Here is a 23095-nt window from a genome sequence, read left to right on the forward strand (position 1 = left end):
TCGTGGCAACTCCTGCTGAGACCACTCGCCGCACCATGTTGCGCGCCCTGTCCGTCGCTGCGTCCGGGCTCGCGGCGTCCTCGCTGATCCGCCCGGACTCGGCCGCGGCAGCCGCCGCAACGGCCACCTCGCAAGGCTCCGCCGCAGGTCCTTCTGCAACCCCGGCCCGGGCGGTCCCAGCCTTGGACAGCCTTGCAGGCGAATGGATCTCGACCGGGACGCTGATGAACCTCCCGTCCGTCAACAACTTTCATGGCTCCCTCCATGTGAGCTCCAACCTGCTGGGCGTCTCCGAGCTGTCGTTCCCGCCGCTGTCCATGGGCGGGGACTGCGCCAAGCTGTCCGTCGACGGCGTCAACGTCCAGGCCCACGAGAGCCGGTGGTACCCGTACCAGGTGCTCCGCAGGTCGCGCGTCGGTAGCCTCGAGCTGCAGTCGACGGTCCGGATGGCGTTCGAGCAGCAGCTGGTCCTGCTCGAGCTGGACGTCCGCAACGGCGCTGCCGCCCCCGTCGCCATCGACCTGTCGGTCGACCTGGGCGGCTACCTCCGGTCCTACTCCGGCACGTGGGAGTGGACGATCCCGAGGCAGTACGGCAGCTTCTCCGCCTGGAGTGGCGAGCTTGTCGACGGGGGACGCGTGCTCACCGTCACGGACAGCGCGAGCGGCGCCGCGACGGCATACGCCTTCCCGGACGCTCCGGACCTCCTCTCCCCGTCGGGGACGTCCGGCACGGCAGGCTGGGCGCTGACTGTCCCCGCGGGTGCGACCCGGACGATCCGCATCTTCGTGGCGGCCGCCGAGTCAGCGCAGGAAGCCGTTTCGGCCGCGGTGGACGGACGGTCGCGGTTCACCGCCCTGTTCAAGCAGGCCAAGGTGCGGTGGGAGCAGCGGTTCGCCGATGCCTTCAAGCCGGACAACGAGCACTTCTCCGGTCACCTGCCTGTGCTGGACACGGACGACCGTGCCGTTCGGGACCTCTACTACCGCGGTGTGCTGTCGGTGCTCGAGCTGGAGCGGACGTGCTACCGGCAGCATCTGCCCCGCACCTACGTCACGGCGGGGCCGCAGTGGGGCGTGACGCTCTGCTACTTCTGGGACACCGCGCTGTTCGCGCCGCTCCTCGTGCTCCTCGACCCGGCCATCGCCCGCGAGGAGGTGAAGGTCTGGCTGCAGCAGGGCATCGACAACGGGTATGCCGTGGACGCCCTGAGCGGTCAGCTGGTCGGTCCGTGGTACAGCGCCAACGACCTGTCGGCGTTCTCGATGCTGCTGACCTGTGTCACCTACACCGGCGACCTGGCGTTCCTCGACGAGACCGTTGCCGGCAAGGCGGTCATCGACCATCTGGAGGACATCGCCCTGCGCTGGAAGCAGCGCGTGATCCCGGCCACGGGGCTCGCCGACTACGGTGCCCGCGGAAACCTGCTGGAGCAGGTCGTCAACTACGTGAACCAGGTGCCCTCGCTCAACGCCGCCAACGTCTGGATGATGCGCGAGGCCGCGGCGCTCCGGCAGCGGCGGGGCGAGGTCGAGGCGGCCGGGCGCCTGACTGCGGAGGCGGAGTCCCTCCTGGCCCGGGTGCTCGCCCTCTACGTGCCCGGCCAGGGTGTGTGGCGCACGGTGCACAACGACGGCACCAGTGCGCCGTCGCGACACATCTACGACTTCGACACGATCGGCCGGTTGCTCACCGACGACCTCGCTCCCGACGTGCGGGCCGAGATGACCTCCTTCGTCGAGTCCGAGCTGCTCGACGGCGGCTGGATGCGCGCCCTGGCCCTCTCGGATCCCGACGCGGCCGGGTCCCTGCGCCCCGACCACGGGTCGAACGGGGCGTACGACGCCTGGCCAGCCCTCGCCGCGAGCGCGGTCGGGAGGTTCGGCAGGTACGACCTCATGAGGAGCATGCTCACGGACTTCGACAGCGTCGCCGCCGAGGGCCCGTTCTCGCAGTCGCACCAGCTCGTGTCGGAGCCGAGCCGGCTCGTCGTCTGGGACCGCGCCGACCTCAACCCGACGAGCGGGGTGACCGTGGCGGCGTGGGTGAAGGCCGACGCCTGGGCACCGACCCCGGCGGCCGGGAGCATCGTGTCCAAGGTGGGGCACGCCGGTGCGTGGTTCCCCAAGACAGCGCCGAACCTGGGCTATGCACTGCGCGCCGGTGGCAAGGGCGTCGTCTCCTTCGCCGTCGCGGTCGGGTCGAGCTTCAAGCAGGCCACCAGCACGGTGACCGTCCCGGTCGGGAGCTGGCATCACGTCGTGGGCACCTTCGACGGGCAGCGCGTGGTGGTCTACATCGACGGCGTCCAGGCGGCTGCCACGACTGCGCGGGGCAGCCTGGCCCCGGCGGTCGGCGCGAACCTCATGGTCGGAGCCGACCCGGTCGACCCCGAGTCACGCTTCGAGGGGGCCGTCGACGACGTGCGCGTCCTCGGGCGGAGCCTCTCGGCAGCCGAGGTCGCCGAGCTGTATGCCGGTGGGCCGGCATCCGGCGCCGACCCGGCGCTGTCGCTGTGGCTGCCGCTGGACGAGGGCGCCGGCGAGCAGGCGCTCGACCGGGTCTCCGGATCGCAACAGTCCGTGATCGGGGCCTCCTGGGTGCCCGGCCGCGACGGCGGCGCGCTCGCTTTCGCGAGGTCGGGCCGGCTGGTGCCCCGGATCTCGAGGCAGCAGTACAACGAGAACAACGGAGGTGCCTTCCCCTGCGTGATCGTGGAGGACCTGCTCGGCTATGCCCCAGACGGTGAGCGGGCAGTCCTGCGTGACGCCGCGACGCCACGCGGCGTCGACGCTCGGCTCAAGGGCCTGACGATGGGTGGCCGCTCCTACTCGATCGTGAGCGACCGGGCGGGCGTGCGGTTGTTCGAGGAGTAACAGCTGACAGGCCGTATGCCGCTCGGCCGAGAGCCGGCCGAGCGGCATACGAGCGGGGCCGAGCGGCAGACGAGCGGGGCCGAGCGGCATACGAGCGGGCCGGCCGGCGACCCTGCCTGTCACTCGACCCGCCGAGGTCAGAGCACGGTCGTGCCGTACATCTCCCCGAGCGGGTCCGCGATGAGCTCGATGCGGGCGCCATCCGGGTCGCGGAAGTAGATCGACGTGCCGCTCTCCTCCAGGTACTCCACCCCGGCGTCGTCGAGGCGGCTCTTGAGCCGCCCCCACATCGAGGGCTCGACCGAGATGGCCACGTGGTGCAGGCCGCCGAGCACCTCGGCATACGGCCCGAGGTCGAGGCCGGGCAGGTCGAAGAACGCCAGGAGGTTGCCGTTGCCGATGTCGAAGAAGAAGTGGTTGGAGCCCTTGTAGTCGCGGTTCTCGAAGATCTCGGTGAGCGGGAACTCGAGCACCCCCTGGTAGAACTGCACGGTCCGCTCCACGTCCGAGCACAGCAGCGCGAAGTGGTGCAGCCCGCGCGCTGACGACGGCGGCCGGTCGGCCTTGAGGTAGGCGGACCGGATGCGGTCGCGTTCGCGTTCGATGGCGGCCAGGTCGAGCTCGGGCGTCATGGTCTCTCCTCGGAATGCGACAGGCTCAGATGCGGAAGAACAGGTTGAGATAGGTGTCGGCGATCGGGCGCTCGCCGCGGATCGTCCCGGAGTTGCTCCTGCCGAACGCCGTCAGCACGAAGCTGCCCGGGTCGAACTCGATGACGGTCAGGTCGGACACGTCACCCGGAGCGTAGGTCATGCCGCCCGTCCCGACGGTGACGCGAGTGTCGCCTGCGTTGGGGCCGCTCGTGATCCGGATGCCGAGCTCGCACGGGTTCGGCTCGGCGATCGTGTACTGCCAGAGCACGAACATGAACGGCACGAGCACATCGCCCACCTCGCCGGTGAGGCCGTGCGCGCGGCCGGTTCCCTGGCGCACGTCCCAGGAGTGCACGCCGTAGTCCATCACCTGGAAGGCGGGGTAGAAGAAGGCCGGCAGCGGACCCATGTAGAAGTGCGAGACCGTGAGGTTGGTCCAGTCGTCCTCGCTGAGCCCCTCGAAGATCCCCATCATCCGGTCGAGGTCGCCGCGCAGGCGACCGACCAGCTCGGCGCGCGGCTCGTCGTGCAGTGCCGACGCCATCTTGTCGACGCGGTCAGCCATGCCGGGTAGGCCGTATGCCGTAGGCATCTCCGTGTTGTTGCGGGCGGCGTCGAAGGCGACGAAGTACGCCTCTGTCGTGTCGACGATGTGACCGACGACGTCACGCACCTGCCAGTGCCCGGCACCCGTGGGCGCGGTCCAGGCCTCGTCGTTGTCGACCAGGGCGAGGAACTGGTCTGCTTCGTTTCGCACGACGTCGAGCACCGTGCCCTTGCCTTCGTAGGTCATGGCGTTCCAGGAAGACATCGATGTCTCCTCTCGAGTTCGCTTGGGGGCGAATGGGTTTCAGTAGTCGCCGGGTTGGCGCCCGGCGTAGGCGTCGTCGAGGAGGCGACGCAGCGACCGCGTGTCCGGTCGTCGCGGGTTCCGGCCGCCGACAGCGAGCAGGGCTGCCTCGACGACCTGGTCGAGCCCGTCCTCCGGGACCCCGAGCGAGGCGAGGTCGGTCGGTGTGTGCAGGCTCTCGGCGAGGGCGCGCAGCCCGTCGGCGGCGTCGGTCGCACCGAGCGCGTGGGCGACCCGCGCGAGCGCCTCAGGCGCAGCCGCCGAGTTGTATGCCGCGACGTACGGCAGGAGCACGGCGTGCACCTCCGCGTGGTCGACGCGGTAGGTCCCACCGATGACGTGGCAGAGCGTGTGGTGCAGCGCGGTTCCGGCGTGCTCCATCGCCCAGCCTGCGAGGTGCGCACCGAGCAGGGCCTCGCCGCGCACGGCGAGGTCGGTGGGACTGTGCGTCGCCTGTGGCAGCGCCGACGCGAGTCGCCGGATCCCTTCCTGCGCAAGGGTGCTCGTGATCGGATCGCCGCCCTTCGCGTAGAGCGCCTCGACACAGTGGGCCATGGCGTTCATCCCTGAGGCAGCCGTGAGTCGAGCGGACATCCCGGTCGTCAGGGCGGGGTCGTAGACCACGACTCGTGGCAGAGCGCGTGCGTCGCGTCCCGTCCGCTTGTGGGCACCGGTGATGCCGTAGGTGCTCGTGGCCTCCGAGCCGGCATACGTCGTCGGGACGGTCAGCACCGGCAGCCCGGTGGAGACCGCGACCGCCTTACCGAGGCCCGTCGCCGACCCACCCCCGATGGTGACGACCCCGTCGGCGCCCTCGCCCGTGGCCAGGCGCACGGCCTCGGATGCCTCGGCCTCCGGGACGTGCTGGAGGACCTCGCTGATGCGGGCGGCGACGGCCGTGCCGAGCACGTCGCACATGTCGTCCGCGGTGTACTTCGACGACCCGGTCGACACGACGAGAACCCGACGCAGGCCCAGCCGTTCGACCTCGGCAGGCACCTCGTCAACCCGGCCCACGCCGAAGACGACTCGTTGTGAGAGGACATCGAGGTCGAACCGGTCGTCCCTGGGCATCACGCCTCCATGTCGATGACCTTTCAACGGTAGGACGATGCGGCACGATGCGCCATGGGCAAAAGGCACGCGACACGCCGCCGGCGTCGGGTGGTTCGCCGGCAGCGTGTCGCGCGTCTAGGGGCGCGGCCGGGATGTCAGCCGCGCGGATCCGCCCGCAAGCGCTCCAGCGTCTCCTCGGCGGAGCGAGCCGGTGTCCTCGCTGATGGCCGGGGGCAGGATGCTCACCGCCGAGGTGTTCGCGTCGACGACGAGGGTGGGCAGGCACGTGGCCGCCAGCACTCCCGTCGTCCCGGACTTGCCGTCGGCGTGGCTCATGGCCCGCACGCTAAGGCTGCTGAGCCGTGCGCACTTCACCCAGGATGGGCGAGCAGTCGTGGGTGTCGCTCGCCCAGATCGCCCGGACGGGGTGACGGGCGGCGACCGGTGCGCCCGCTACGGTCCGATCATCGGGGCTCGTGCACGCGTGTGCAGCTCGTCGGAGGAGGGCGTCCATGGGGTCGCTAGTGGGGTCGCGCGGTCGTGCGCGTGGGGGATCGCGTCATGCTTCGCTCGGATAATGCCGGAGGGCGGGCGTCGCGGCCACGTGCCGTCGCCGGGGCTGCCGTCGCTGTGCTTGCCGCCGCGCTCCTCACCGGCTGCAGCAGCAGCGGCAGCGGCGACACGGCAGTGAGCGCGGCCGAGGCGAAGGTCAGCAGCAAGCAGAAGGCGCTCGACGACGCCACGGCGGCGGCGACTGCGGCGAGCACCGCCTTCTGCCAGTCGAGCTCGAGCTACATCACCGCGCTGGACCGCTACGGGGACATCCTCAACCAGACCGCAACCACGGTCGGGGACGTCAAGACGGCCGGCCGCGATCTCAAGCAGCCCGCCCAGGACGCGGCGGCCGCGGCGCAGTCCGCCGTCGACGCACAGCGGGCCGTGACCCAGGCCCAGCAGGACCTGGCCGCCGCCGAAGCGGAGCTCGCGGCTGCCCGAGCAGCCTCGACGGCCGGGACGGCGGCGCCCCAGACATCCACCCCGACCACCTCGAAGACGTCGACCCCGGCCTCGACCGCCGCGGTCAGCGAAGCCGCGACCCGCGTGCAGCAGGCCGAGAGCGACTTCACGACGGCACAGGCCGGGATCACGGACGCGACCCCGCTCCGTCAGGCAGCGCAGCAGTTCAACGCCGCTGCCGTCGCTCTCGAGGTGGCGTGGCTCCAGCTCTACTCGACGGCCGGATGCCTGACCGACGCGCAGCAGGAGAAAGCGGCGGCTGCCGTCCAGGACTATGCGAAGGCCCTTCAGCAGGACCTCGCTGGCGCGGGGTACTTCGACGGCAAGGTCGACGGCGTCTACGGACCGACGACGGTGGCGGCCGTCGAGGCGCTCCAGAAGGCTCACGGCCTGCCGGTCACCGGCAGCATGGACAAGGCCACCGAGGCGGCCCTGCGATCGGACCTCGCGGCCAAGGGTGGAGCCGCCGCCGACGCCTCGCTGGCCTCGACCGCGGCCACGCAGCAGACACTGAAGCTGGCCGGCTACTGGGACGGCCCGGTCGACGGCCAGTGGACTCCCGCCCTGACGGACGCCCTGAAGTCGCTCCAGGCCGACCTCGACGTGCCGACGACGGGCACGGTCGACTCGGCGACGGTGGCGGCGCTCGAGAAGGCCATCGAGAAGGGCAAGGAGACCCCGACCGTGACGGTCACCCAGACGACCACCGAGACGACCACGGTGACGACCACCGTGACCCCGACGCCGGCGCCGTCCTGACCTGCGCCCATCGACACGCCCCTTCGCACACCCCTCGACAGTGTGCTGAGCTGCCTGTCCCGACGGACCGCCACGAACGGGGTCCGTTGGCTCAGCTGACCGTCGCACCGCCCTTCCTGGCGGTCCGTGGGCGCGTCGTCAGAAGGTCGCGTCGCAGACGACGGTCACCGACCCGCCGCCGGACGCGCTCGCCCGTTGCACGACCTTGTTGTTGGCCTTGACCGAGCACTTGATCCAGCTGCCGTCGCTGCTCAGGGTGGCCTGCACCATGACCCGTCCGTCGCCCGGCGCGGAGCCGCTCCACGTGCGACCCACGTTGGTGCGAGTCACCTTGTCGCCGTTGCCGTTGATGTACGTCACGCTCTTGATGCTGGCGTCCGAGGTCACCGAGTAGCGGACCGACGACGTGGACTTGGCCGACGACGAGCTGGAGCGGGCTTTGGACCCCGAGCCGGAGCCCGAGTCGGAGCCTTGGTTGGAGCCGGAGGTGCCGCCGGACCGGTGCGTGTCGCAGCTCTTCTGCGCCCCGGTGAGGACCACCACCGCGATGACGGCTGCTGCCGTCGTGATGACTCGTGCGTTCCTGCTGTCTGCGCGTCCCATCGCGCCCTCCCGAGCGAGTGGGTCCGGCACGCACGACGCGGGGAATGTGGGGCGCGTGCCTCGGACCGGTTGCCACTAGACCAGAGGCCGCAGGGTCGGCCCCAGATACATGTGACGATCCACGAAGGCGAGCCTCGGCGAATTTGCAGGAGCAGCGCCTAGCCTGCGTGCGTGGTCGCGGCAGCGGGCGGTATGCGGCGTGGCGTGGTGGCGCTCGCGGGTGCCCTGGCCATTGCCGGCGGTCCGGTGCTCGCCGCGTGCTCGGCGGCCTCGGCGGACTCCGCTTCGACGGCTGGTTCGACGGCTGTTTCGGCGGCTGGTTCGACGACGACACAGCCTGCCAGCGGTCAGTCCTCTGCGCCTGCGTCGGCGACCACGACGCCGACGCCGACCCACACCGGACCGTGGTCGGTCGTGGCGCTGGGCGACTCGGTGCCTTCCGGCGGCGGGTGCGACTGCACGCCGTACCCGCAGCTGAGCGCCACGTCCCTGGTGTCAGCCGACGGTGAGAACTGGGTGGCGACCAACGATGCCGTCGGCGGCTACACGACCTCGGACGTGCTCGACCAGCTGGCGACGGAGCCGGAGGTGTCCGCGCACGTGGCCGACGCCGATGTCGTGGAGATCGAGATCGGCGCGAACGATGTCGGCTACGACTCGTCCTGCGGACCCTCGGTCAGCTGCTACCAGCCGACCATCCCCACGGTGGAGCGCAACCTCGACCAGATCGTGTCCCGGGTTCACGAGCTGGCCAAGGGTCGCACCGTGCTCGTCGTGCTGCTCGACTACTGGAGCGTCTGGCTGGGTGGCCAGTACGCCCAGGCCCAGGGCGATGCCTACGTCGAGGGCGCCGCTGCGGTGACGGACAACATCAACGCGGTGATCAAGGACATCGCGGGCCGAACCGGCGCGGCCTACGTCGACCTCCGCGCGGCGTTCAAGGGCCCGGACTACACCTACGACGAGACCCACTTCCTCGCCCCGGACGGCGACCACCCGAACGCGGCCGGGCACCAGCAGATCGCCGACGCGCTCGTCGGCGTCGTCAACGACATCCTCCGTCCCTGACGGACACCCAGCCCGAGCTCCGCGCGTCCCCTCCGCGGCATACGGCCCCCGCGGCATACGGCTCCCGCGGCATACGGCTCGGTGTCGTGGTTCAGAGGTGCCCTCCTGTGACGGAGCGCTCACTCGACCGTCGAGTGAGGGCTCCGTCACAGACGAGGCCCTCGGCGGGCCGGCGATCTGGCTTGCTCAGGAGCGAAGCAGCGTCCAGGTCCCCTCGGAGATGACCTCGACGGCGCCGTCGGTCACCTTGATCGCCGTCTCGTCGTCGATCGCGTAGGCCGGACCGTCGATTCCTGCCGCCCAGCTCTCTGCCTCGGCCATGGAGTTCCCCGGGCGCGTCTCGGTCGCCAGGTGCGGGCAGATCGAGAAGTCCACGACTCCCATGGTGCTGTCGTCGCCACCGCCGGGCGGCCGCCACCTGACGAAGTCCTCCCCGATGCGTGGGGTCATCACCATGCTCCCCGCGCTGAGCCCGACGTAGATGGTCTCGCTCAGCGTTGGCATGAGATCGGCGAACCCCGACTGTCGCATCCAGTAGGCCAGGTACAACGCATCTCCGCCAGAGGCCAGCAGGACGTCGGTCTCTCGAACGAGCGGGACCCAGCGGTCCTCGTCGATGCTGGGCAGTGAGGTGAGCTCGAGCACTCCGACGGACTTCCAGCCGAGGCCGCACAGGTCGTCGGTCTCCCCGCTGATGAAGCTCCGGACCATCTCGGGGCTGACGTTGGGATGCCCGTACATCGCGGTGGGGATGCAGAGCGCCGTGGAGTCGGCGATCGGCTTGCCGAGGAGGCCGAGCAGCGCGTTGTGGATGCTCGGGTTCCTGACGCCGGCCGACGTGAGAAGAAGCTTCACCGTGCCTCCTGTGTCGGTTCGGGCGCCACGCTACCCGAGGCCGCACGGCGAACCGCCCTTCCGGTTCGAGGTATTCGGTTCGAGGTTGGACGTCGTGCGAAACACCGACCTATCACCTCGACCGCAGGACCTCGAAGGAGATTTGAGCGTATGCTCAAACTATCCGAGCAGGAGGCAGGCCGTGACTGGTGCATTGACCGCGTCGTCGTCCCGGGCTCTCGCGTCTCTCTGGTGGGTGGTCGTGGGTGCCGCCGCCGGCATCGGCGTGGTCGCGATTCTCACGATCGGAGCGCCCCTGCTCGTCCTCGCCGCGGCGATGGCCGTCGGGGGAGCCCTCATGCGCTGGACGCGGACCCGCGCTGCGTTCCTCGTCATCGCAGGCGCGTCGTTCGCGCCGTTCCTCATCGCGTGGCTCAACCACGATGGCCCCGGAACGGTCTGTACTGCCTTGCCGCGCAACGGAGTCGAGTGCATCGACGAGTGGAGCCCCTGGCCTTTCCTGGCAGCCGCCTTCGTGCTCGTGTTCCTCGGCATCCTGGCCGCGCTGCGACCGAGTGCGACAACACCAGGCGCGCTGGACGGCTCTCTCCGGGCGTCGGCGACGTCGCAGACATGAACAGCTCCTCGCGACAGACCCGGTCCGCCCTGATCGCGTCGGCGGCGTCGGTCCTCGCGGAGCACGGATACTCCGGAGCAACTGCCCGCCGGATAGCGACGCACGCCTCGACGAACCAGGCGCTGATCTTCTACCACTTCGGATCGGTCGACGGCCTCCTGCTCGCCGCCCTCGACGACGTCTCGGAGCGACGCATGGCGACGTTCGGCGAGACCATCCAGCGGGCCACGACGATCGGTGCCCTCCTCGAAGCGGTCGACCACGTCATCGCCGAGGACACCCGCGGCGACGACGTCGCGATCCTGGTCGCGATGCTGGACGCAGGCCGAGGCAACGCCGATCTGGCGCGCGCGGTCGCTGAACGGCTTGCTCCATGGCAGGCACTGACCGAGCGCGCTTTGGCCCGGGCGCTCGGTGCCCATCCGATGGGCGTGCTTGTGCCGGTGCCGCTCGTGGCCCGCGTCGTGATGGCGACCGTCCTGGGTCTGGAGCTCCTCGAGGTCACCGCCGACCGTGCCGCGCCGCAGCTGAAGGAGCTCATCGGCAGGGTGCGTGCGCTCGTCGGTCCCTTCGAGTTCGGCAACAGCCGCACGGGAGCGACGTCGTGAGGAGGACCCCTGTCGACGCCGTCACCGGCGCGTTCAGCTACTCCGGTGCCGCGATCACCGCGGAGCTCAAGTCCCGAGGCCGCACGGTTCGCACCCTCACTGCGCACCCCCACAGCCGCTCACCAGGCGATCCTTCACGGCAGGGCCCGGCGCCCGACGAGATCCGCCCACTCGACTTCGCAAACCCCTCCCAGCTCCGGGAAAGCCTCGATGGCGTCGACACGTTGTTCAACACGTACTGGGTCCGGTTCCCAAGCGCCGGAACCAGTTTCGCCGAGGCGGTCGCGAACTCCGAAAGACTCTTCGACGCCGCGGTCGACGCCGGCGTGCGCCGCGTCGTGCACCTGTCGATCACCCACGCCGACCCGTGGTCGCCATACCCATACTTCGCCGGGAAGGGAGACGTCGAGACGTACCTGTCGAGGCTGCCGCTCACGTATGCCGTGCTGAGGCCGGCGATCCTGTTCGGCGGCCGTGCGGTGCTGCTCAACAACATCGCCTGGCTCCTGCGGCACCTACCTGTGTTCGCGGTCGGCGACGGCGGACGCTATCGAGTCCGCGGCATACACGTCGACGACCTCGCGCGCCTGTGTGCCGACGAGGCAGACTCCGACGCCGACGTCCTGCGCGATGCCGTCGGACCGGAACGGCCGACCTTCCGCGAGCTCGTGGAGCATCTGCGGGCGTCGACCGGCTCACCTGCCCTCGTCGTCGACGTTCCCGGCGCCCTGGTGCCCGTCTGCGGCACCGCGCTGAACCTTGCACTGCACGACCACGTCCTGACGCGTGACGAGTACAGGGCGATGGCCGATGGGCTAGCCGACAGTGAGAGCCCTTCTGCCGGAAAGCGATCCATCACTGAGTGGGTGGCCGACAATGGGTCCTGGCTCGGCCGCACGTATTTCAACGACACCAAGCACCGCACGTAGCCAGCGCAAGGGCCGCCGGTGGAAGCGCGTGCACGTCGAGCAGCCGCTCGGGCCGATCAGGGCTCGATGTTCTCCAGGTCGTCCAGCAGCTTCGGATGCGTCGGCGCCCATCCGAGCGTCGATCGGGTGAAGGCGCTGGACGACGGCTGGTCGGTCGCGAAGATCTGCCCGAGAGGCCCGTAGGTCTCCTGCGGGAGGGGGTGGACCGGGACGCCGAGCCGCCGGCCGATGACCGTCGCCAGGTCGCGCACGGCGTCGCCTTCGTCGTCGACGGCGTGCCAGGCGGTTCCAGCAGGGGCGTTCTCGAGCACAAGCCGGAACAGCACGGCAGCGTCGAGCGCGTGCACGGCGGGCCACCGCTGGGAGCCATCGCCTGGATAGCCGGACACGCCGCTGCGCCGGGCCATCTCTGTCAGCAGGCCGGCGAATCCACCCCTGCCCTCGTTGTGGACCGTGCGGGGCAGACGGACGGAAGCGCTGCGGACCCCGCTGGAGGCCAGGTCGAGAACAGCCATGACCGAGCGGCTGCGGCCGCCGACCGGTCCGTCGGTCGGCAGCGGATCGGCCTCGTTGGACGCGCGACCGGAGACGTGGGGCGTGCCCGAGACGGTGACCAGCGGCCGGTCGCTGCCGACGAGCTCCGCACCGAGTGTGGCCAGTGCAGTGCCCTCCTCCGCGACTGCTGCCGCCACGGATTCAGCACTGCTGAAGTCGTTGCGGAAGGCGAGGTGGATCACCCCGTCCGCCTCGGCGGCTCCGGCGCGAAGCGCGCCCAGGTCGGCGAGGTCGCCGCGGAGCGCCGCGGCGCCTGCGGTCTCGAGCGCCGCCACCGATGCGTCGGAGCGTGCAAGGGCAAGGACGGTGTGGCCGTTGCCGACCAGCTCGGCCACGACGGCAGAGCCGATCAGGCCGGTGCCACCAATGACGAACACGCGCATGAGTTCTCCTCGGAAGCTGATGAGGTGCAGTGATGAGACAGTTGTCCCATCACTATAGCTCGTCATGGGACAACTGTCCCATCGCCTAGGATGACGGGCATGGCACGTTGGGAACCGGGAGCGCGTGAACGGCTCGTCCTGGCAGCCGTCGACCTGTTCACTGAGCAGGGGTATGACGCCACGACGGTCGCCGAGATCGCCGCGCGTGCCGGCGTGACCAAGAGCACCTTCTTCCGGTACTTCCCCGACAAGCGGGAGCTTCTCGTCGCGGGGCAAGAGGCGCTGAGTCGCCTTTTGGCAGAAGGGATCTCGGAGGCTCCATCAGGTGCCACGCCCCTCGAGGCGGTGGCAGCCGGTCTCGAACGCGCGTCGACCATGATGGGTCCGATGAACCGCGAGCTGGGTCCCCGCCTCAAGGCTGCGGTCGCGGCGAGCGCGGAGCTGCAGGAGCGCGATGCCCTGAAGAGCGTGGGCCTCGCCGCCGCGATGACCAGCGCGCTCGTGGCCCGCGGCATACCCGACCCGACCGCGCACCTTGCCGGCGAGCTGGGCGTCCTCGCGTTCAAACGGGGCTATGCCGAGTGGCTGGAGGCCGACCAGGACACCGAGGACGGGTTCGCGCCCTACGCGCTTGGGGCTCTCGAGGAGCTCCGCGCGGCGAGCGCGTCGCTCACCTGAGCGCCGAGACACACCCCATCGGACGTATGCCGCACAGGCGAGCTGCCACGTCGGTTGGGCACCGTGAAACTTGCGCGTGATCAGACCGTGTCGGACCCCGTTGGTGCGACAGATTTCTGCGAACGGCGATGGCGTCTCCCCTGGCGGAGCTGCTCGAATGCCAAGGCCGCTGCGATCGAGGCCAGGAGCAGGATGGCGCTCCCCACGACGTCGAGGACGTAGTGGTTCCCGGTGGTGATCACGACGCAGACCATGAGCAGTGGAAACAGCCAGAACAGCAGCGACAGCCTCGGGTGCGTCCTCCGGAGAGCCAGCCAAGCGGCATACGCGCAGAGCGCCGACCAGCCGACGTGCAGGCTCGGCATGGCCGAGTAGTGGTTCTGCCCGTTCGAGAGGTCTCGTGACGGGCTGCCGTCGACGAGGTCGTTCTCGGCAACGATGTCAACGACTCCCGCGAGCGCGAACCGCGGCGGTGACATGGGGACGAGCCAGTAGACCAGTAGCGCCAGCGCCGCCACCGCGATCGCTGTGTTGCGCACCCGTGGGTAGATCTCGTTGTGCCGCAATAGAACCCACAGGAGCGTGACGACGAGTGGCAGATAGTAGAGGCGATATGTCAGCACGGCTGCAGTGATCGATGCTGGCTGGGGCGCGAGCCACTGGTTGGCGCTCAGCTCGATGTCGACACCGAGACGTCGTTCGATGCCTTGGAGCGATTGGGCGTTCGCCGTGGCGGCCGCGCGGTCCGTGCCAAGAAGATTGTGCACGCGCGAGAACACCAGGAACACGAACACGAGCAGGGCGAGCTCGACAGAGATGCGCCAACCACGCTGCCGAGGTCGGCGGCGTGTGGTCGGGAGGCTCAGCTCCTCCGTGCGGTCCATGACGACCACGCGCGGGCGACGACACGGCTGGCCATCGGCCCATGTTAGGCCCGAACCGGCCGCTCCGCGGCGGCTGCAAAGCCGGCCGAATCAGGGCCATAGGTCCTCGGTGGCCCCCGCAGCCTGCGGCAAGACTGAATGCGTGGGGTTCTGCCTCTGGCAGCTGCACCGAAGGAGCCATCATGAGCGACATCAGCCGCACCCTTCCTCCGCAAGCACTGATCAACTTCGCGAACCCTGCCGTGCGCGCCGTGTTGCGATCCCCGGTTCACGGGGCCATGGATGGCGCGCTGCTCCTCCTGCACATCGTGGGTCGCAAGACAGGCCAGCGCTATGACATCCCTGTCGGGTACGTCGATGTAGACGGTCGGCTGCTGGTTGTCACCGAGCACGCGTGGCGGGCCAACGTTCGCGGGGGAGCGGAGGTCGAGGTCACGAGCCGCGGGCACCGTCAGCGTATGCATTGCACGCTCGACGAGGACCCCAGGTCGGTCGCGCTGAGCATCCATCGGGTGATGGAGGTGCTCGGCCCGAAGGCGGCGCAGCGCCTGACGGGGCTCAAGGCGCGGAACGGCGAACCACCGAGCGTCGGTCAGCTCGAAGCCGCTGTTCGCGAGTACGGCTTGTCGGCGTTGACGCTGACCGCGTGAGTCGGCCCGACATCGAGGCTCGGGTCGGTGGGAGTGGCCGAGCTCAGCTCACGGTGTGGGCATGCCGTTGGGCGTGCCTGGGGCCCCGCCGGCGATGAGCGGGGTGTGGGGCGGTGCAGCTATAGGTGCCAGGTGACGCTGGTTGGGGTGGTGGTGGCGGTGAGGTTGCGTTGGTGCACGAGGGTGTGGTGGCGGCCGCAGAGGAGGGCGCCGTTGGTCAGGTTGGTGGGGCCGCCATCGGCCCAGTGGGTGATGTGGTGGGCTTCGGTCCATTGGGGTGGGATGGTGCAGCCGGGGTAGGAGCAGCCGTGGTCGCGGCGGGCCAGGGCGTGGCGTTGGGCGGGGGTGAAGAGGCGTTCGGTGCGGCCCAGGTCCAGGGTTTCCGAGGGTCCGCCGAGGATGGTGGGGATGATCCCGGCTTCGCAGGCGAGGCGGCGGACGGTGCCGGGGGACAGGGTGGCGTCGTTGGCGCAGATCCCGGCGCCGCGGAGTTGGCCGAGTAGGGCTTGCAGGGTGATGGTGATGACCAGCTGGGTGCGGGGGGTGCGGGTGACGCCGTGGGGGGGCGGCCACGGCGCGTCCGATCAGTTCGAGCAGGGCGTCGGCGCGGCGGGTCGAGGCGGTGCGCGGGTCCCCCTGACCGGGCCCGTGGCCGGCCGGTGCGTGCCCAGAGCCAGGGCCGGAATCGCTGCCGGACCCGCTGCCGGAGCCGTCGCGGGAGCTTGTGCCGGAAACGGTGCCTGAGCCGTCACCCGTGCCGCCGCCTGAGCCGTCGCCGAACTGACGGGCGAAGGCGTGGCCGGTCCGGCCGTCGCCGGGGCCGGGCTCGCCCGCCGTTCCGGTGTCGCGGGGCGTGCTGGTGTCGCGGGGCGCGCCGTCTGTGCTGTCTGCATTGTCGGCGCTGTCTGCGCTGTGCGCGCTGGCTGTGCTGGTGGGGGTGCGGGCTGTGGTGGGTTGGGTGCAGTGGTGGTCGGGTCGGGGTCGGGCCAGGGGGTCGATGGCGGCGTCGAGGATGGCGGCGCCTTCGGGGTCCAGGCGGAGCCGGTACTCGGTGTAGGCGGTGGTGCTCCGGATCCGGGTCAGGGCCCGCCCGAGCCGCATCCCGGTGTCGTCAGCGTCGAGCTCAGCGGGTGGTTTGAGCGAGGCGCGTGCGTGCGCGGCGAGCCGGCCGAGCTCGCGCACGGACAGCACGTCGCAGGAGTCGGTCATGGCGGTGGTGATGTCGCGAAGGTGCTCGGGGTCCGCGACCCGGGCCAGGTCGTCGTGGAACCGCAGGATCAGCGCGGCCTGGCTGGTGCTGACCCGGCCGGTGCGGACCCCGGTGGCCAGCGCGGCCCAGCGGGGCTCGCCGGGGTGCATCGCGGCGGCGACCCGGGCCAGCGCGGGGGCAGTGGCCGGGTCCAGGTGGGGGGCCACGGTGCGCAGCCAGTCGGGCCGGGACAGCCCCTGGGTGGTGCCCAGGCCGCGGGTGTCGGCCTCGCCGGCGAGCACGGCGGTCAGGGTGTCGGCCAGCGCGCGTAGCTGTTGGGCCTGGCCCAGGGCGTGGCCGATGTCGGTCTCGGACAGCGACCAGGGCGCGATCCCCAGGGTGTGCTGCATCGTCTCCAGCAGCGACTCGAGGGTCCCGACCAGCCCGGGCGCCGCACCCCCGCCGGGACCGGATGCCTCGCCGAGACCCGGCGCGTCGCCGAGACCCCGCGCCTCGCCGGGACCGGGAGCGGCCGCGTGGCCGGGATCGGCGGTCGGCGGCCGGGCGGCGGTGTCGCCGGGTTCGACGCCGGGCGCCTGCCAGCGGGCGCTGGCTGGGTCGGGCCCGCGCGACTCGCCAGATCCGGGCGCACCGGTCCCGAGGGCACCGGTGACGGGCGCGCCGTGGGGTGGCGTGTCGCGTTCGGTCCGGGTGTCGGTGTGCATGTCTCAAGGATAGAAGTGACCACTGACAACCGAACGCAAACGCTATCCTCACCATGCAAACGGTGTGTGTTTTGGTCGGGGGAGGCAGCGGTGCGGCCGCCGGCATGGCTCACCGGGTGACCCGCGGACAAGGCACGGCAGAGGGTCGCGCCCGCGGGACGCGGGCTGAGTGCGAACCCTGCGCCCACGGCATACGCAGCGGGGAGGTGAGCCGACGCCAGAGGCAGGGTGTGTGCGAGAGGCGGGCGGCCGGCGCGGGGAGACGACGCGCGAGGAAGGTGGGTGCGACGTCCCGGCCTCACGGCATACCTGGGCCGAAGGGTCACAGGCCTGCGAGCACGCCGCGGACGCTCAGGCGACCTCGGGGCACAGCAAAGGCAAGGAGCCTGCAGCTCCTTGCCACTTCCACGATATAGCGGACCGGGGGGCTTGCGGCAAGGCACCTGTCGTGGCGCAGACTTCTCGTTCGTGCGAAAGGAAGCGAGGGCTGAGATGACCGACGTGACTGTCGTCGGAGCCGGGCCGACCGGTCTGATGCTGGCGGGAGAGCTGGCGTTGGCGGGGGTGGACGTCGTGATCCTGGAGCGGCGGACGACACCTGACCTGGTCGGCACTCGTGCCCGCGGCTTCCACTCGCGCACGATCGAGATCTTCGACCAGCGCGGTATCGCCGACCGCTTCCTCGCGCAGGGACGCACCAGCCAGGGGCTGAGCTTTGCGAACACCCCGCTCGAGATCGCCAGTCTCCCCTCGCGGCATCCGTACACGCTCGGACTCTCGCAGGGCCACGTCGAGCAGATCCTGCGCGGATGGATCGAGGAGCTGGGGGTGCCGATCCTGTACGGACTCGAGGTCACCGGCCTCACCCAGGACGACTCGCGGGTCGAGGTCCACCTCGCAGGCGGTGACACGCGACGGACGGAATACCTGGTCGGGGCCGACGGAGGGCGCAGCGTCATCCGCAAGGCGGCCGGCATCGAGCTCGTCGGTGCGCAGGCGACCCGCAGCCACCTGATCGCCGAGGCGCAGGTGACGACGGAGCCGGCAACGGGCATCCGACAGGACGACGTCGGCATCCATGGGATCAACGTTATGGAGGACGGGCGGACGGTCGGGATCGTCGTGACGGAGCGACAGGTCGGAAGGGCGAGCGAGCCCACGCTCGCGGACCTCAGCGAAGCGATGACGGTCGCGTATGGCACGGACTTCGGGGTCCACGATCCTTCGTGGATCTCGCGATTCACCGATGCGACGCTGCAGGCTGCCGTCTACCGCCACGGGCGGGTGCTGATCGCCGGAGACGCCGCGCACATCCATCCGCCCACCGGAGGGCAGGGGATCGGCCTCGGGGTGCAGGATGCGGTCAACCTCGGCTGGAAGCTCGCCCATGTGGTGAAGGGCGTCTCACCTGAAGCGCTCCTGGACAGCTACCAGGCGGAGCGGCACCCCGCCACGGCTCGGGTGCTGAGCAACGTGATGGTGCAGGCATTTCTCCAGCGAGGGGACACCCGCACCGAGGCGACGCGCGACACGTTCGCCGAGATGCTCAGCTTCGGCGGACCGCGCGCGCAGCTCGCCGGGCTGCTGTCCGGGCTCGATGTCGTCTACGACATGGAGCCCGATGTCGGCGACGGACACCCGTTGCTCGGACGCCGTATGCCGGACCTCGACCTGGCGACACCCCTGGGCCCGCAGCGAGCCTTCGACCTGCTGCACGACGCCCGTCCCGTGCTGCTCAACCTCGGCGAGCCCGGGAGCATCGACATCAGCCCGTGGGCGGACCGTGTCCACCGTGTCGACGCCGACTACAGCGGGCCGTGGACGCTACCTGTCGTCGGGGCCGTCACCGCGCCGACCGCCGTGCTGGTCCGGCCCGACGGCCACGTCGCATGGGTTGGCAACGGGACCCAGACAGGGCTCGTCGAGGCGCTGACCGCCTGGTTCGGACCGCCTGGCTAGGACGACCATCGAGTGCTGACCCCGCCCAGCGGGCCAACCTCGCTCCCGTGACGTCACCGCCCTGAGGTCGCGCATCAGAGCGGCCCGAGGCGGCTCCTGAGCAGGCAGAACTCGTTGCCCTCGGGGTCGGCGAGAACGTGCCAGGGCTCCTCGCCCGTCTGGCCGACGTCGGCTGGGCGCGCCCCGAGCTTCAGCAGGCGTTCGAGCTCAGCGTCCTGGTCGCGGTCCGTGGGGTTTACGTCGATGTGCAGGCGCGACCTCCCGGGCTCCGGCTCGTCCCTGCGGCTGAGGAAGATCGTCGGCTGCGGGCCGCCGAAGCCCTCGCGCGGCCCGATCTCGAGGCTGCCGTCCACTTCGCGATCGAGCACCACGAAGTCAAGGACCTCGCACCAGAAGCGCGCCAGCAGCTCGGGGTCGCGGCAGCCGAGCACGAGCTCACCGATACGACACGCCACGTCAGTACGTCCCCTTGATGACGAAGAAGGAGCCGCGGATCGTGCCCGCCAGCCTTGACTTCTGCCTCGCGAACTTGAAGCTCGTGGCGAGCTCTTCGGGGATCTCCATGCCTTCAGAGAGCTTGAACCCGACGGCGCGCTTTCCCTCGTCCGCAGTCGTGTACATGACGTTGATCGACAGGCCGGACTCGTAGAAGACATAGGCCATGCGGACTCCCTCGACCTCGAAGGCGGTCGCCTCGAGCGGTCGAGCCGCGATGACGATGTCTCGTTCCTCCTTGAGGATGCGGCTCACCCAGTCGACGGCGTGCTTCGCATCGTCGGCTGGGTCGACGGTGAAGACATGGGAGTACTTGTTTCTGAAGTACCGCGCCTCGTTGGCTCTCAGCCCGGCCAGCGCTTCCGCTACCGGCGACGACTCCAAACCGATCGTGGAGACCTCTGTGAAGTCGACGATGTAGGACATGACCACCTCCCGAACCAGGACTTGTGGTCCGAAGGCTAGCGGGCCGCACGAGACGCCGCCGACACGCCCTGAGACGCCACCGAGACGCCCCGACCGCGCAGGTCGGGGCGTCTCGGGTGGGGAGGTGGTGACGGGAAGGGGCTGCTGGCTCAGACGGCCGGGGAGGTGTCCGAGTGGGTCGGCCGGACGTCGACCTGGTCCTCGGACGGCATGAGGATCCACAGGATCGGGTAGATCAGGATCGGGCTGCCCGGCAGGAGCAGCAGGATGAGCACGAAGAGGATCCGGGCGGGCCAGGGCTCGATGCCGAAGCGGCGGCCGAGGCCGGTGACGACACCACCCAACACCCGCTCCTGCCGCGGTCGGACCAGCCCTTGCCGGGCGAACGTCTGGTGGATGTCGTTCATGATGGGAGCTTTCTGTGATCGCTGGCGGGGCCTTTCCCCGACATCTCCACTCTCCTAGGAACGCGTCGCCACGGATATCGGGCGCCGCCCTGAAACACCCCTGAATGCCGTCGGGTGCGACTGAGGGTCACGGCCCCCCGCCGGTCAGGGTCGGGTCAGGGTCGGTCATCCGAGGATCAGCTGCGTCAGTCGGCAACGACATCCGACGCGAGCCCGCTCAGCCGCCACGTCCAGGCGGCGCCGGGCGCCACCCGGTCAGCGCAAGGCGGGCTCGTCGAGGACGATGGTCCGGCTGGCAGTGTCGAGGGTGGCGGCCACGCCGAGCGGAAGCGTGAGGATCGACGGGCAGTGGCCCAGGTCGGTGCCCCACAGCACCGGGATGCCGAGCGGAGCGAGTCGGTCCGTCATCACCTCGCGAACCCGTTCGAGGGGCCCGCACTCCGAGAACGACCCCAGGACGATGCCGGATGCACCGGTGAGCCATCCGCTGCGGACGAGCTGCGTGGTGAACTCGTCCAGACGGTAAGGCTGCTCGGTCACATCTTCGATGAGCACGATGCGCGCGTCCGCCCGCGGAGCGTCCACCGTGCCGACGTTGGACGCGAGCAGGGAGAGGCAGCCGCCGACGATCGTCCCGTGAGCGGTGCCCCCGACGATCGGGTCCGCCTCGGGGAACGCGATCGTCGTGGTGGTCTCCGGCTCCATCAGGGTGGCCCTGAGGTGCTCTGCGCTGCGCTCGTCGAAGAAGGCACTGCACGCCACCATCGGGCCGTAGAGCCCGACCCGTCCGAGCCGAGCCCAGTGCGCCGCGTGTGCAGCGGTGATGTCGGAGAAGCCGACGAGCACCTTCGGAGCCGACTGGCCCACAGCGGCCCAGTCGACGAGGTCGATCATCCGCTGCACGCCGTAGCCGCCGTCCGAGCACAGCACCCCGGCGATGGACGGGTCGGTCAGCGCCCAGGTCAGGTCCTCAGCGCGGTCGGCGTCGGAGCCGGCGAGATAGTCGTCACGGTCGCGCACATGCTTGCCCTCGACGGGGTCGAGCCCCCAGGAGCGCAGCGCCTCGAGCCCGCGGTCGAGGTCCTCGAGTGTGGTCGGCCCCGAGGGCGCGACCACAGCGACGCGGTCGCCAGCGGCGAGACGGGGAGGGAGTGAGACGCTCATCAGGGGCTCCGGGTGGTTCTGTGGTGGGAGGGTGTGAAACTGGTTGCAGGGCAGAAGAGTTCGGCAGTCGCGGGCCGTACGTCAACAGGTCGTGAGGAAGCGGTCGAGCACCTTGCACCCGAACTGCAGGGCCGCGACCGATACGCGTTCGTCGACGCCGTGGAACATCCCGAGATAGTCGAGGTCGGGCGGCAGCATCAGGGGTGAGAAGCCGTATCCGGCGATGCCGAGCCGAGCAAACGCCTTGGCGTCCGTGCCGCCCGCCATGCAGTACGGCAGGACGACCGCCCCCGGGTCCTCGGCACGCAGCGCCGCGGACATCGCGTCCCACGTCGGCCCGTGCGCCGGGGCGGAGACCGCCTCCTCGAAGCTGACGAACTCGCGGCGGACATCTGGCCCGAGCACGGCGTCGATGGCCGCGAAGAAGGCGTCCTGCGTGCCGGGAAGGAAGCGCCCGTCGACCTGCGCCGTCGCGGTGCCTGGGATGACGTTCACCTTGTAGCCGGCGTCGAGCATGGTCGGGTTGACCGTGTTGCGCAACGTTGCCGAGAAGAGGCGCGCGTTGGGACCGAGCCGCTCGATGGTGGCGGTGAGGTCGTCGAAGTCGGGGACGAATCCGTATGCCGCACTGAGCTGTTCGATGAGCGCCCTGACCACTGGTGTCGGCGTGGTCGGAAACCGGTGCTCGCCGAGGCGTGCGACGCTGCGCGCGATCTTGGTGACCGCGTTGTCGGTGTTGAGCTTCGAGCCGTGCCCGGCGGTGCCGTCGGCGGTCAGTCTCATCCAGGCCGTGCCGCGCTCGGCGCAGCCCACCGGGTAGGCGCGGCGACCGTCCGGCAGCGCGACGCTGAACCCGCCGGACTCGCTGATCGCCTCGGTCACGCCCTCGAAGAGGTGGGCATGACGCTCGACCAGGTGGTTCGCGCCGTGCTCGCCGGTCGACTCCTCATCGGCCACGAAAGCGAGCACGATGTCGCGCTCGGGACGACGGCCGGTGCGCATCCAGTCGCGCACGACGGCGATGGTCATCGCGTCCATGTCCTTCATGTCGACCGCGCCTCGCCCCCAGACCAGTCCGTCGCTGATCTCGCCGGAGAAGGGGTGCACGCGCCACTCGTGTGCCTGCGCCGGGACCACGTCGAGGTGGCCGTGCACGAGAAGCCCGGGGCGGCTCGGGTCGCGACCGGGGATCCGGGCGACGACGCTGGTGCGGCGCGGCGCCGACTCGACGAGCGTCGGCTCGATGCCCACCTCGGACAGCCACGAGGCCACCAGCTCGGCGGCCTCCCGCTCGCCGGCGCTGACCCCGCCACCATGGTTCGTCGTGTCGACCCGGATCAGCTCAGACGTGAGGTGTGCGACCTCGTCGGCGGCGCAGGCGGGGGTCGGCGCCGCAGCGGCCGGCACGGCAGCGGCCGGGCCGACAACTGTGGGCTCGGGGGCGGTCAAGGCGGGCTCCTGGTGCCGCCGGTCCAGCTGTGTGGGGCTGGATCGACGTGTTGGTCGGGATTGGTGGTCTGGCTGGACGGAAGTGTCTGGGCGGTCCGGCTGGGCGGAAGTGTCTGAGCGGAAGTGTTTGGGCGATCGGGCTGGGCGGTCTGGCTGGGCGGTCTGGTCGGTTGCGCGCGGTCGCCAGCGGTCCGGGCGGCGGGCCCTGCCAGGTCGGCGGCGGCATACGGCGGGGCCCTGC

Annotated in this window: 23 protein-coding genes and 1 pseudogene; 9 read left to right on the forward strand and 15 right to left on the reverse strand. The window is 70.4% G+C overall.

The window, feature by feature from the left end:
- Positions 1-2 precede the first annotated feature (2 nt).
- Positions 3-2876, forward strand: a complete 2874-nt coding sequence (locus tag ACYVLP_RS08690; RefSeq protein WP_460626944.1) for a LamG-like jellyroll fold domain-containing protein — start codon at positions 3-5, stop codon at positions 2874-2876.
- Between the two features lie 137 nt (positions 2877-3013).
- On the opposite strand, the gene ACYVLP_RS08695 is transcribed toward ACYVLP_RS08690, so the two are convergent.
- The 4 genes from ACYVLP_RS08695 to ACYVLP_RS08710 form a co-directional block, all read right to left on the reverse strand.
- Positions 3014-3508, reverse strand: coding sequence for a VOC family protein (locus tag ACYVLP_RS08695; protein ID WP_460626945.1), 495 nt, complete (start codon positions 3506-3508; stop codon positions 3014-3016).
- A gap of 25 nt (positions 3509-3533) precedes the next feature.
- Entirely contained in the window at positions 3534-4340 is an 807-nt protein-coding gene (locus tag ACYVLP_RS08700) for a maleylpyruvate isomerase family mycothiol-dependent enzyme (RefSeq protein WP_460626946.1), read from the reverse strand.
- 39 nt (positions 4341-4379) lie between these two features.
- Entirely contained in the window at positions 4380-5453 is a 1074-nt protein-coding gene (locus ACYVLP_RS08705; RefSeq protein ID WP_460626947.1) for a maleylacetate reductase, read from the reverse strand.
- A 117-nt stretch (positions 5454-5570) separates the two neighbouring features.
- Positions 5571-5771, reverse strand: coding sequence for a hypothetical protein (locus ACYVLP_RS08710; RefSeq protein WP_460626948.1), 201 nt, complete (start codon positions 5769-5771; stop codon positions 5571-5573).
- Between the two features lie 225 nt (positions 5772-5996).
- Between ACYVLP_RS08710 and ACYVLP_RS08715 the strand changes: the two genes are divergently transcribed.
- Positions 5997-7211, forward strand: a complete 1215-nt coding sequence (locus tag ACYVLP_RS08715) for a peptidoglycan-binding domain-containing protein (RefSeq protein ID WP_460626949.1) — start codon at positions 5997-5999, stop codon at positions 7209-7211.
- A 138-nt stretch (positions 7212-7349) separates the two neighbouring features.
- Here the strand turns inward: ACYVLP_RS08715 and ACYVLP_RS08720 are convergent, their stop codons facing one another.
- Positions 7350-7814: a hypothetical protein gene (locus ACYVLP_RS08720; protein WP_460626950.1), complete on the reverse strand. Its 465-nt coding sequence runs from the start codon at positions 7812-7814 to the stop codon at positions 7350-7352.
- Between the two features lie 171 nt (positions 7815-7985).
- On the opposite strand from ACYVLP_RS08720, the gene ACYVLP_RS08725 reads away from it, so the two are divergent.
- Positions 7986-8882, forward strand: a complete 897-nt coding sequence (locus ACYVLP_RS08725) for an SGNH/GDSL hydrolase family protein (RefSeq protein ID WP_460626951.1) — start codon at positions 7986-7988, stop codon at positions 8880-8882.
- A gap of 186 nt (positions 8883-9068) precedes the next feature.
- On the opposite strand, the gene ACYVLP_RS08730 is transcribed toward ACYVLP_RS08725, so the two are convergent.
- Positions 9069-9737: a Type 1 glutamine amidotransferase-like domain-containing protein gene (locus ACYVLP_RS08730; RefSeq protein WP_460626952.1), complete on the reverse strand. Its 669-nt coding sequence runs from the start codon at positions 9735-9737 to the stop codon at positions 9069-9071.
- A 181-nt stretch (positions 9738-9918) separates the two neighbouring features.
- Here ACYVLP_RS08730 and ACYVLP_RS08735 point away from each other — a divergent pair, with 181 nt between their 5' ends.
- The 3 genes from ACYVLP_RS08735 to ACYVLP_RS08745 are packed head-to-tail and all read left to right on the forward strand — an operon-like array spanning position 9919 to position 11890.
- Positions 9919-10353 (forward strand): hypothetical protein, encoded by a 435-nt coding sequence (locus ACYVLP_RS08735; protein ID WP_460626953.1) that lies wholly within the window; start codon positions 9919-9921, stop codon positions 10351-10353.
- The gene (locus ACYVLP_RS08740) at positions 10350-10961 is read left to right on the forward strand and encodes a TetR/AcrR family transcriptional regulator (RefSeq protein WP_460626954.1); all 612 of its coding nucleotides are present in this window, start codon (positions 10350-10352) and stop codon (positions 10959-10961) included. The genes ACYVLP_RS08735 and ACYVLP_RS08740 overlap by 4 nt, the downstream gene beginning before the upstream one ends.
- Positions 10958-11890, forward strand: coding sequence for an SDR family oxidoreductase (locus tag ACYVLP_RS08745; RefSeq protein WP_460626955.1), 933 nt, complete (start codon positions 10958-10960; stop codon positions 11888-11890). The genes ACYVLP_RS08740 and ACYVLP_RS08745 overlap by 4 nt, the downstream gene beginning before the upstream one ends.
- A gap of 56 nt (positions 11891-11946) precedes the next feature.
- Here ACYVLP_RS08745 and ACYVLP_RS08750 read toward each other — a convergent pair whose 3' ends face one another.
- Positions 11947-12828, reverse strand: coding sequence for an SDR family oxidoreductase (locus ACYVLP_RS08750; RefSeq protein ID WP_460626956.1), 882 nt, complete (start codon positions 12826-12828; stop codon positions 11947-11949).
- Positions 12829-12927: 99 nt separating this feature from the next.
- Between ACYVLP_RS08750 and ACYVLP_RS08755 the strand changes: the two genes are divergently transcribed.
- Entirely contained in the window at positions 12928-13506 is a 579-nt protein-coding gene (locus tag ACYVLP_RS08755) for a TetR/AcrR family transcriptional regulator (protein WP_460626957.1), read from the forward strand.
- Between the two features lie 80 nt (positions 13507-13586).
- Here ACYVLP_RS08755 and ACYVLP_RS08760 read toward each other — a convergent pair whose 3' ends face one another.
- Positions 13587-14390, reverse strand: a complete 804-nt coding sequence (locus tag ACYVLP_RS08760) for a phosphatase PAP2 family protein (protein ID WP_460626958.1) — start codon at positions 14388-14390, stop codon at positions 13587-13589.
- Between the two features lie 182 nt (positions 14391-14572).
- Between ACYVLP_RS08760 and ACYVLP_RS08765 the strand changes: the two genes are divergently transcribed.
- Positions 14573-15040, forward strand: a complete 468-nt coding sequence (locus ACYVLP_RS08765) for a nitroreductase/quinone reductase family protein (protein WP_460626959.1) — start codon at positions 14573-14575, stop codon at positions 15038-15040.
- Between the two features lie 119 nt (positions 15041-15159).
- Here the strand turns inward: ACYVLP_RS08765 and ACYVLP_RS08770 are convergent, their stop codons facing one another.
- Together ACYVLP_RS08770 and ACYVLP_RS08775 are read right to left on the reverse strand one after the other, a co-directional pair.
- Entirely contained in the window at positions 15160-15570 is a 411-nt protein-coding gene (locus ACYVLP_RS08770; RefSeq protein WP_460627070.1) for an HNH endonuclease signature motif containing protein, read from the reverse strand.
- A gap of 445 nt (positions 15571-16015) precedes the next feature.
- A pseudogene (locus ACYVLP_RS08775) lies at positions 16016-16954 on the reverse strand (DUF222 domain-containing protein); the annotation flags it as partial.
- 492 nt (positions 16955-17446) lie between these two features.
- On the opposite strand from ACYVLP_RS08775, the gene ACYVLP_RS08780 reads away from it, so the two are divergent.
- Positions 17447-18913 (forward strand): FAD-dependent monooxygenase, encoded by a 1467-nt coding sequence (locus ACYVLP_RS08780; protein ID WP_460626960.1) that lies wholly within the window; start codon positions 17447-17449, stop codon positions 18911-18913.
- A 74-nt stretch (positions 18914-18987) separates the two neighbouring features.
- On the opposite strand, the gene ACYVLP_RS08785 is transcribed toward ACYVLP_RS08780, so the two are convergent.
- The 5 genes from ACYVLP_RS08785 to ACYVLP_RS08805 form a co-directional block, all read right to left on the reverse strand.
- Complete coding sequence (locus tag ACYVLP_RS08785; protein ID WP_460626961.1) at positions 18988-19368, reverse strand: VOC family protein; 381 nt, start codon at positions 19366-19368, stop codon at positions 18988-18990.
- Between the two features lies 1 nt (position 19369).
- Positions 19370-19834, reverse strand: a complete 465-nt coding sequence (locus tag ACYVLP_RS08790; protein WP_460626962.1) for a phage tail protein — start codon at positions 19832-19834, stop codon at positions 19370-19372.
- Positions 19835-19983: 149 nt separating this feature from the next.
- The gene (locus tag ACYVLP_RS08795) at positions 19984-20241 is read right to left on the reverse strand and encodes a PspC domain-containing protein (protein ID WP_460626963.1); all 258 of its coding nucleotides are present in this window, start codon (positions 20239-20241) and stop codon (positions 19984-19986) included.
- A 255-nt stretch (positions 20242-20496) separates the two neighbouring features.
- Positions 20497-21405 (reverse strand): S66 peptidase family protein, encoded by a 909-nt coding sequence (locus tag ACYVLP_RS08800; RefSeq protein WP_460626964.1) that lies wholly within the window; start codon positions 21403-21405, stop codon positions 20497-20499.
- A gap of 81 nt (positions 21406-21486) precedes the next feature.
- Positions 21487-22854 (reverse strand): M20/M25/M40 family metallo-hydrolase, encoded by a 1368-nt coding sequence (locus ACYVLP_RS08805; protein ID WP_460626965.1) that lies wholly within the window; start codon positions 22852-22854, stop codon positions 21487-21489.
- Positions 22855-23095 lie beyond the last annotated feature (241 nt).

This window comes from Intrasporangium mesophilum, assembly GCF_054783095.1.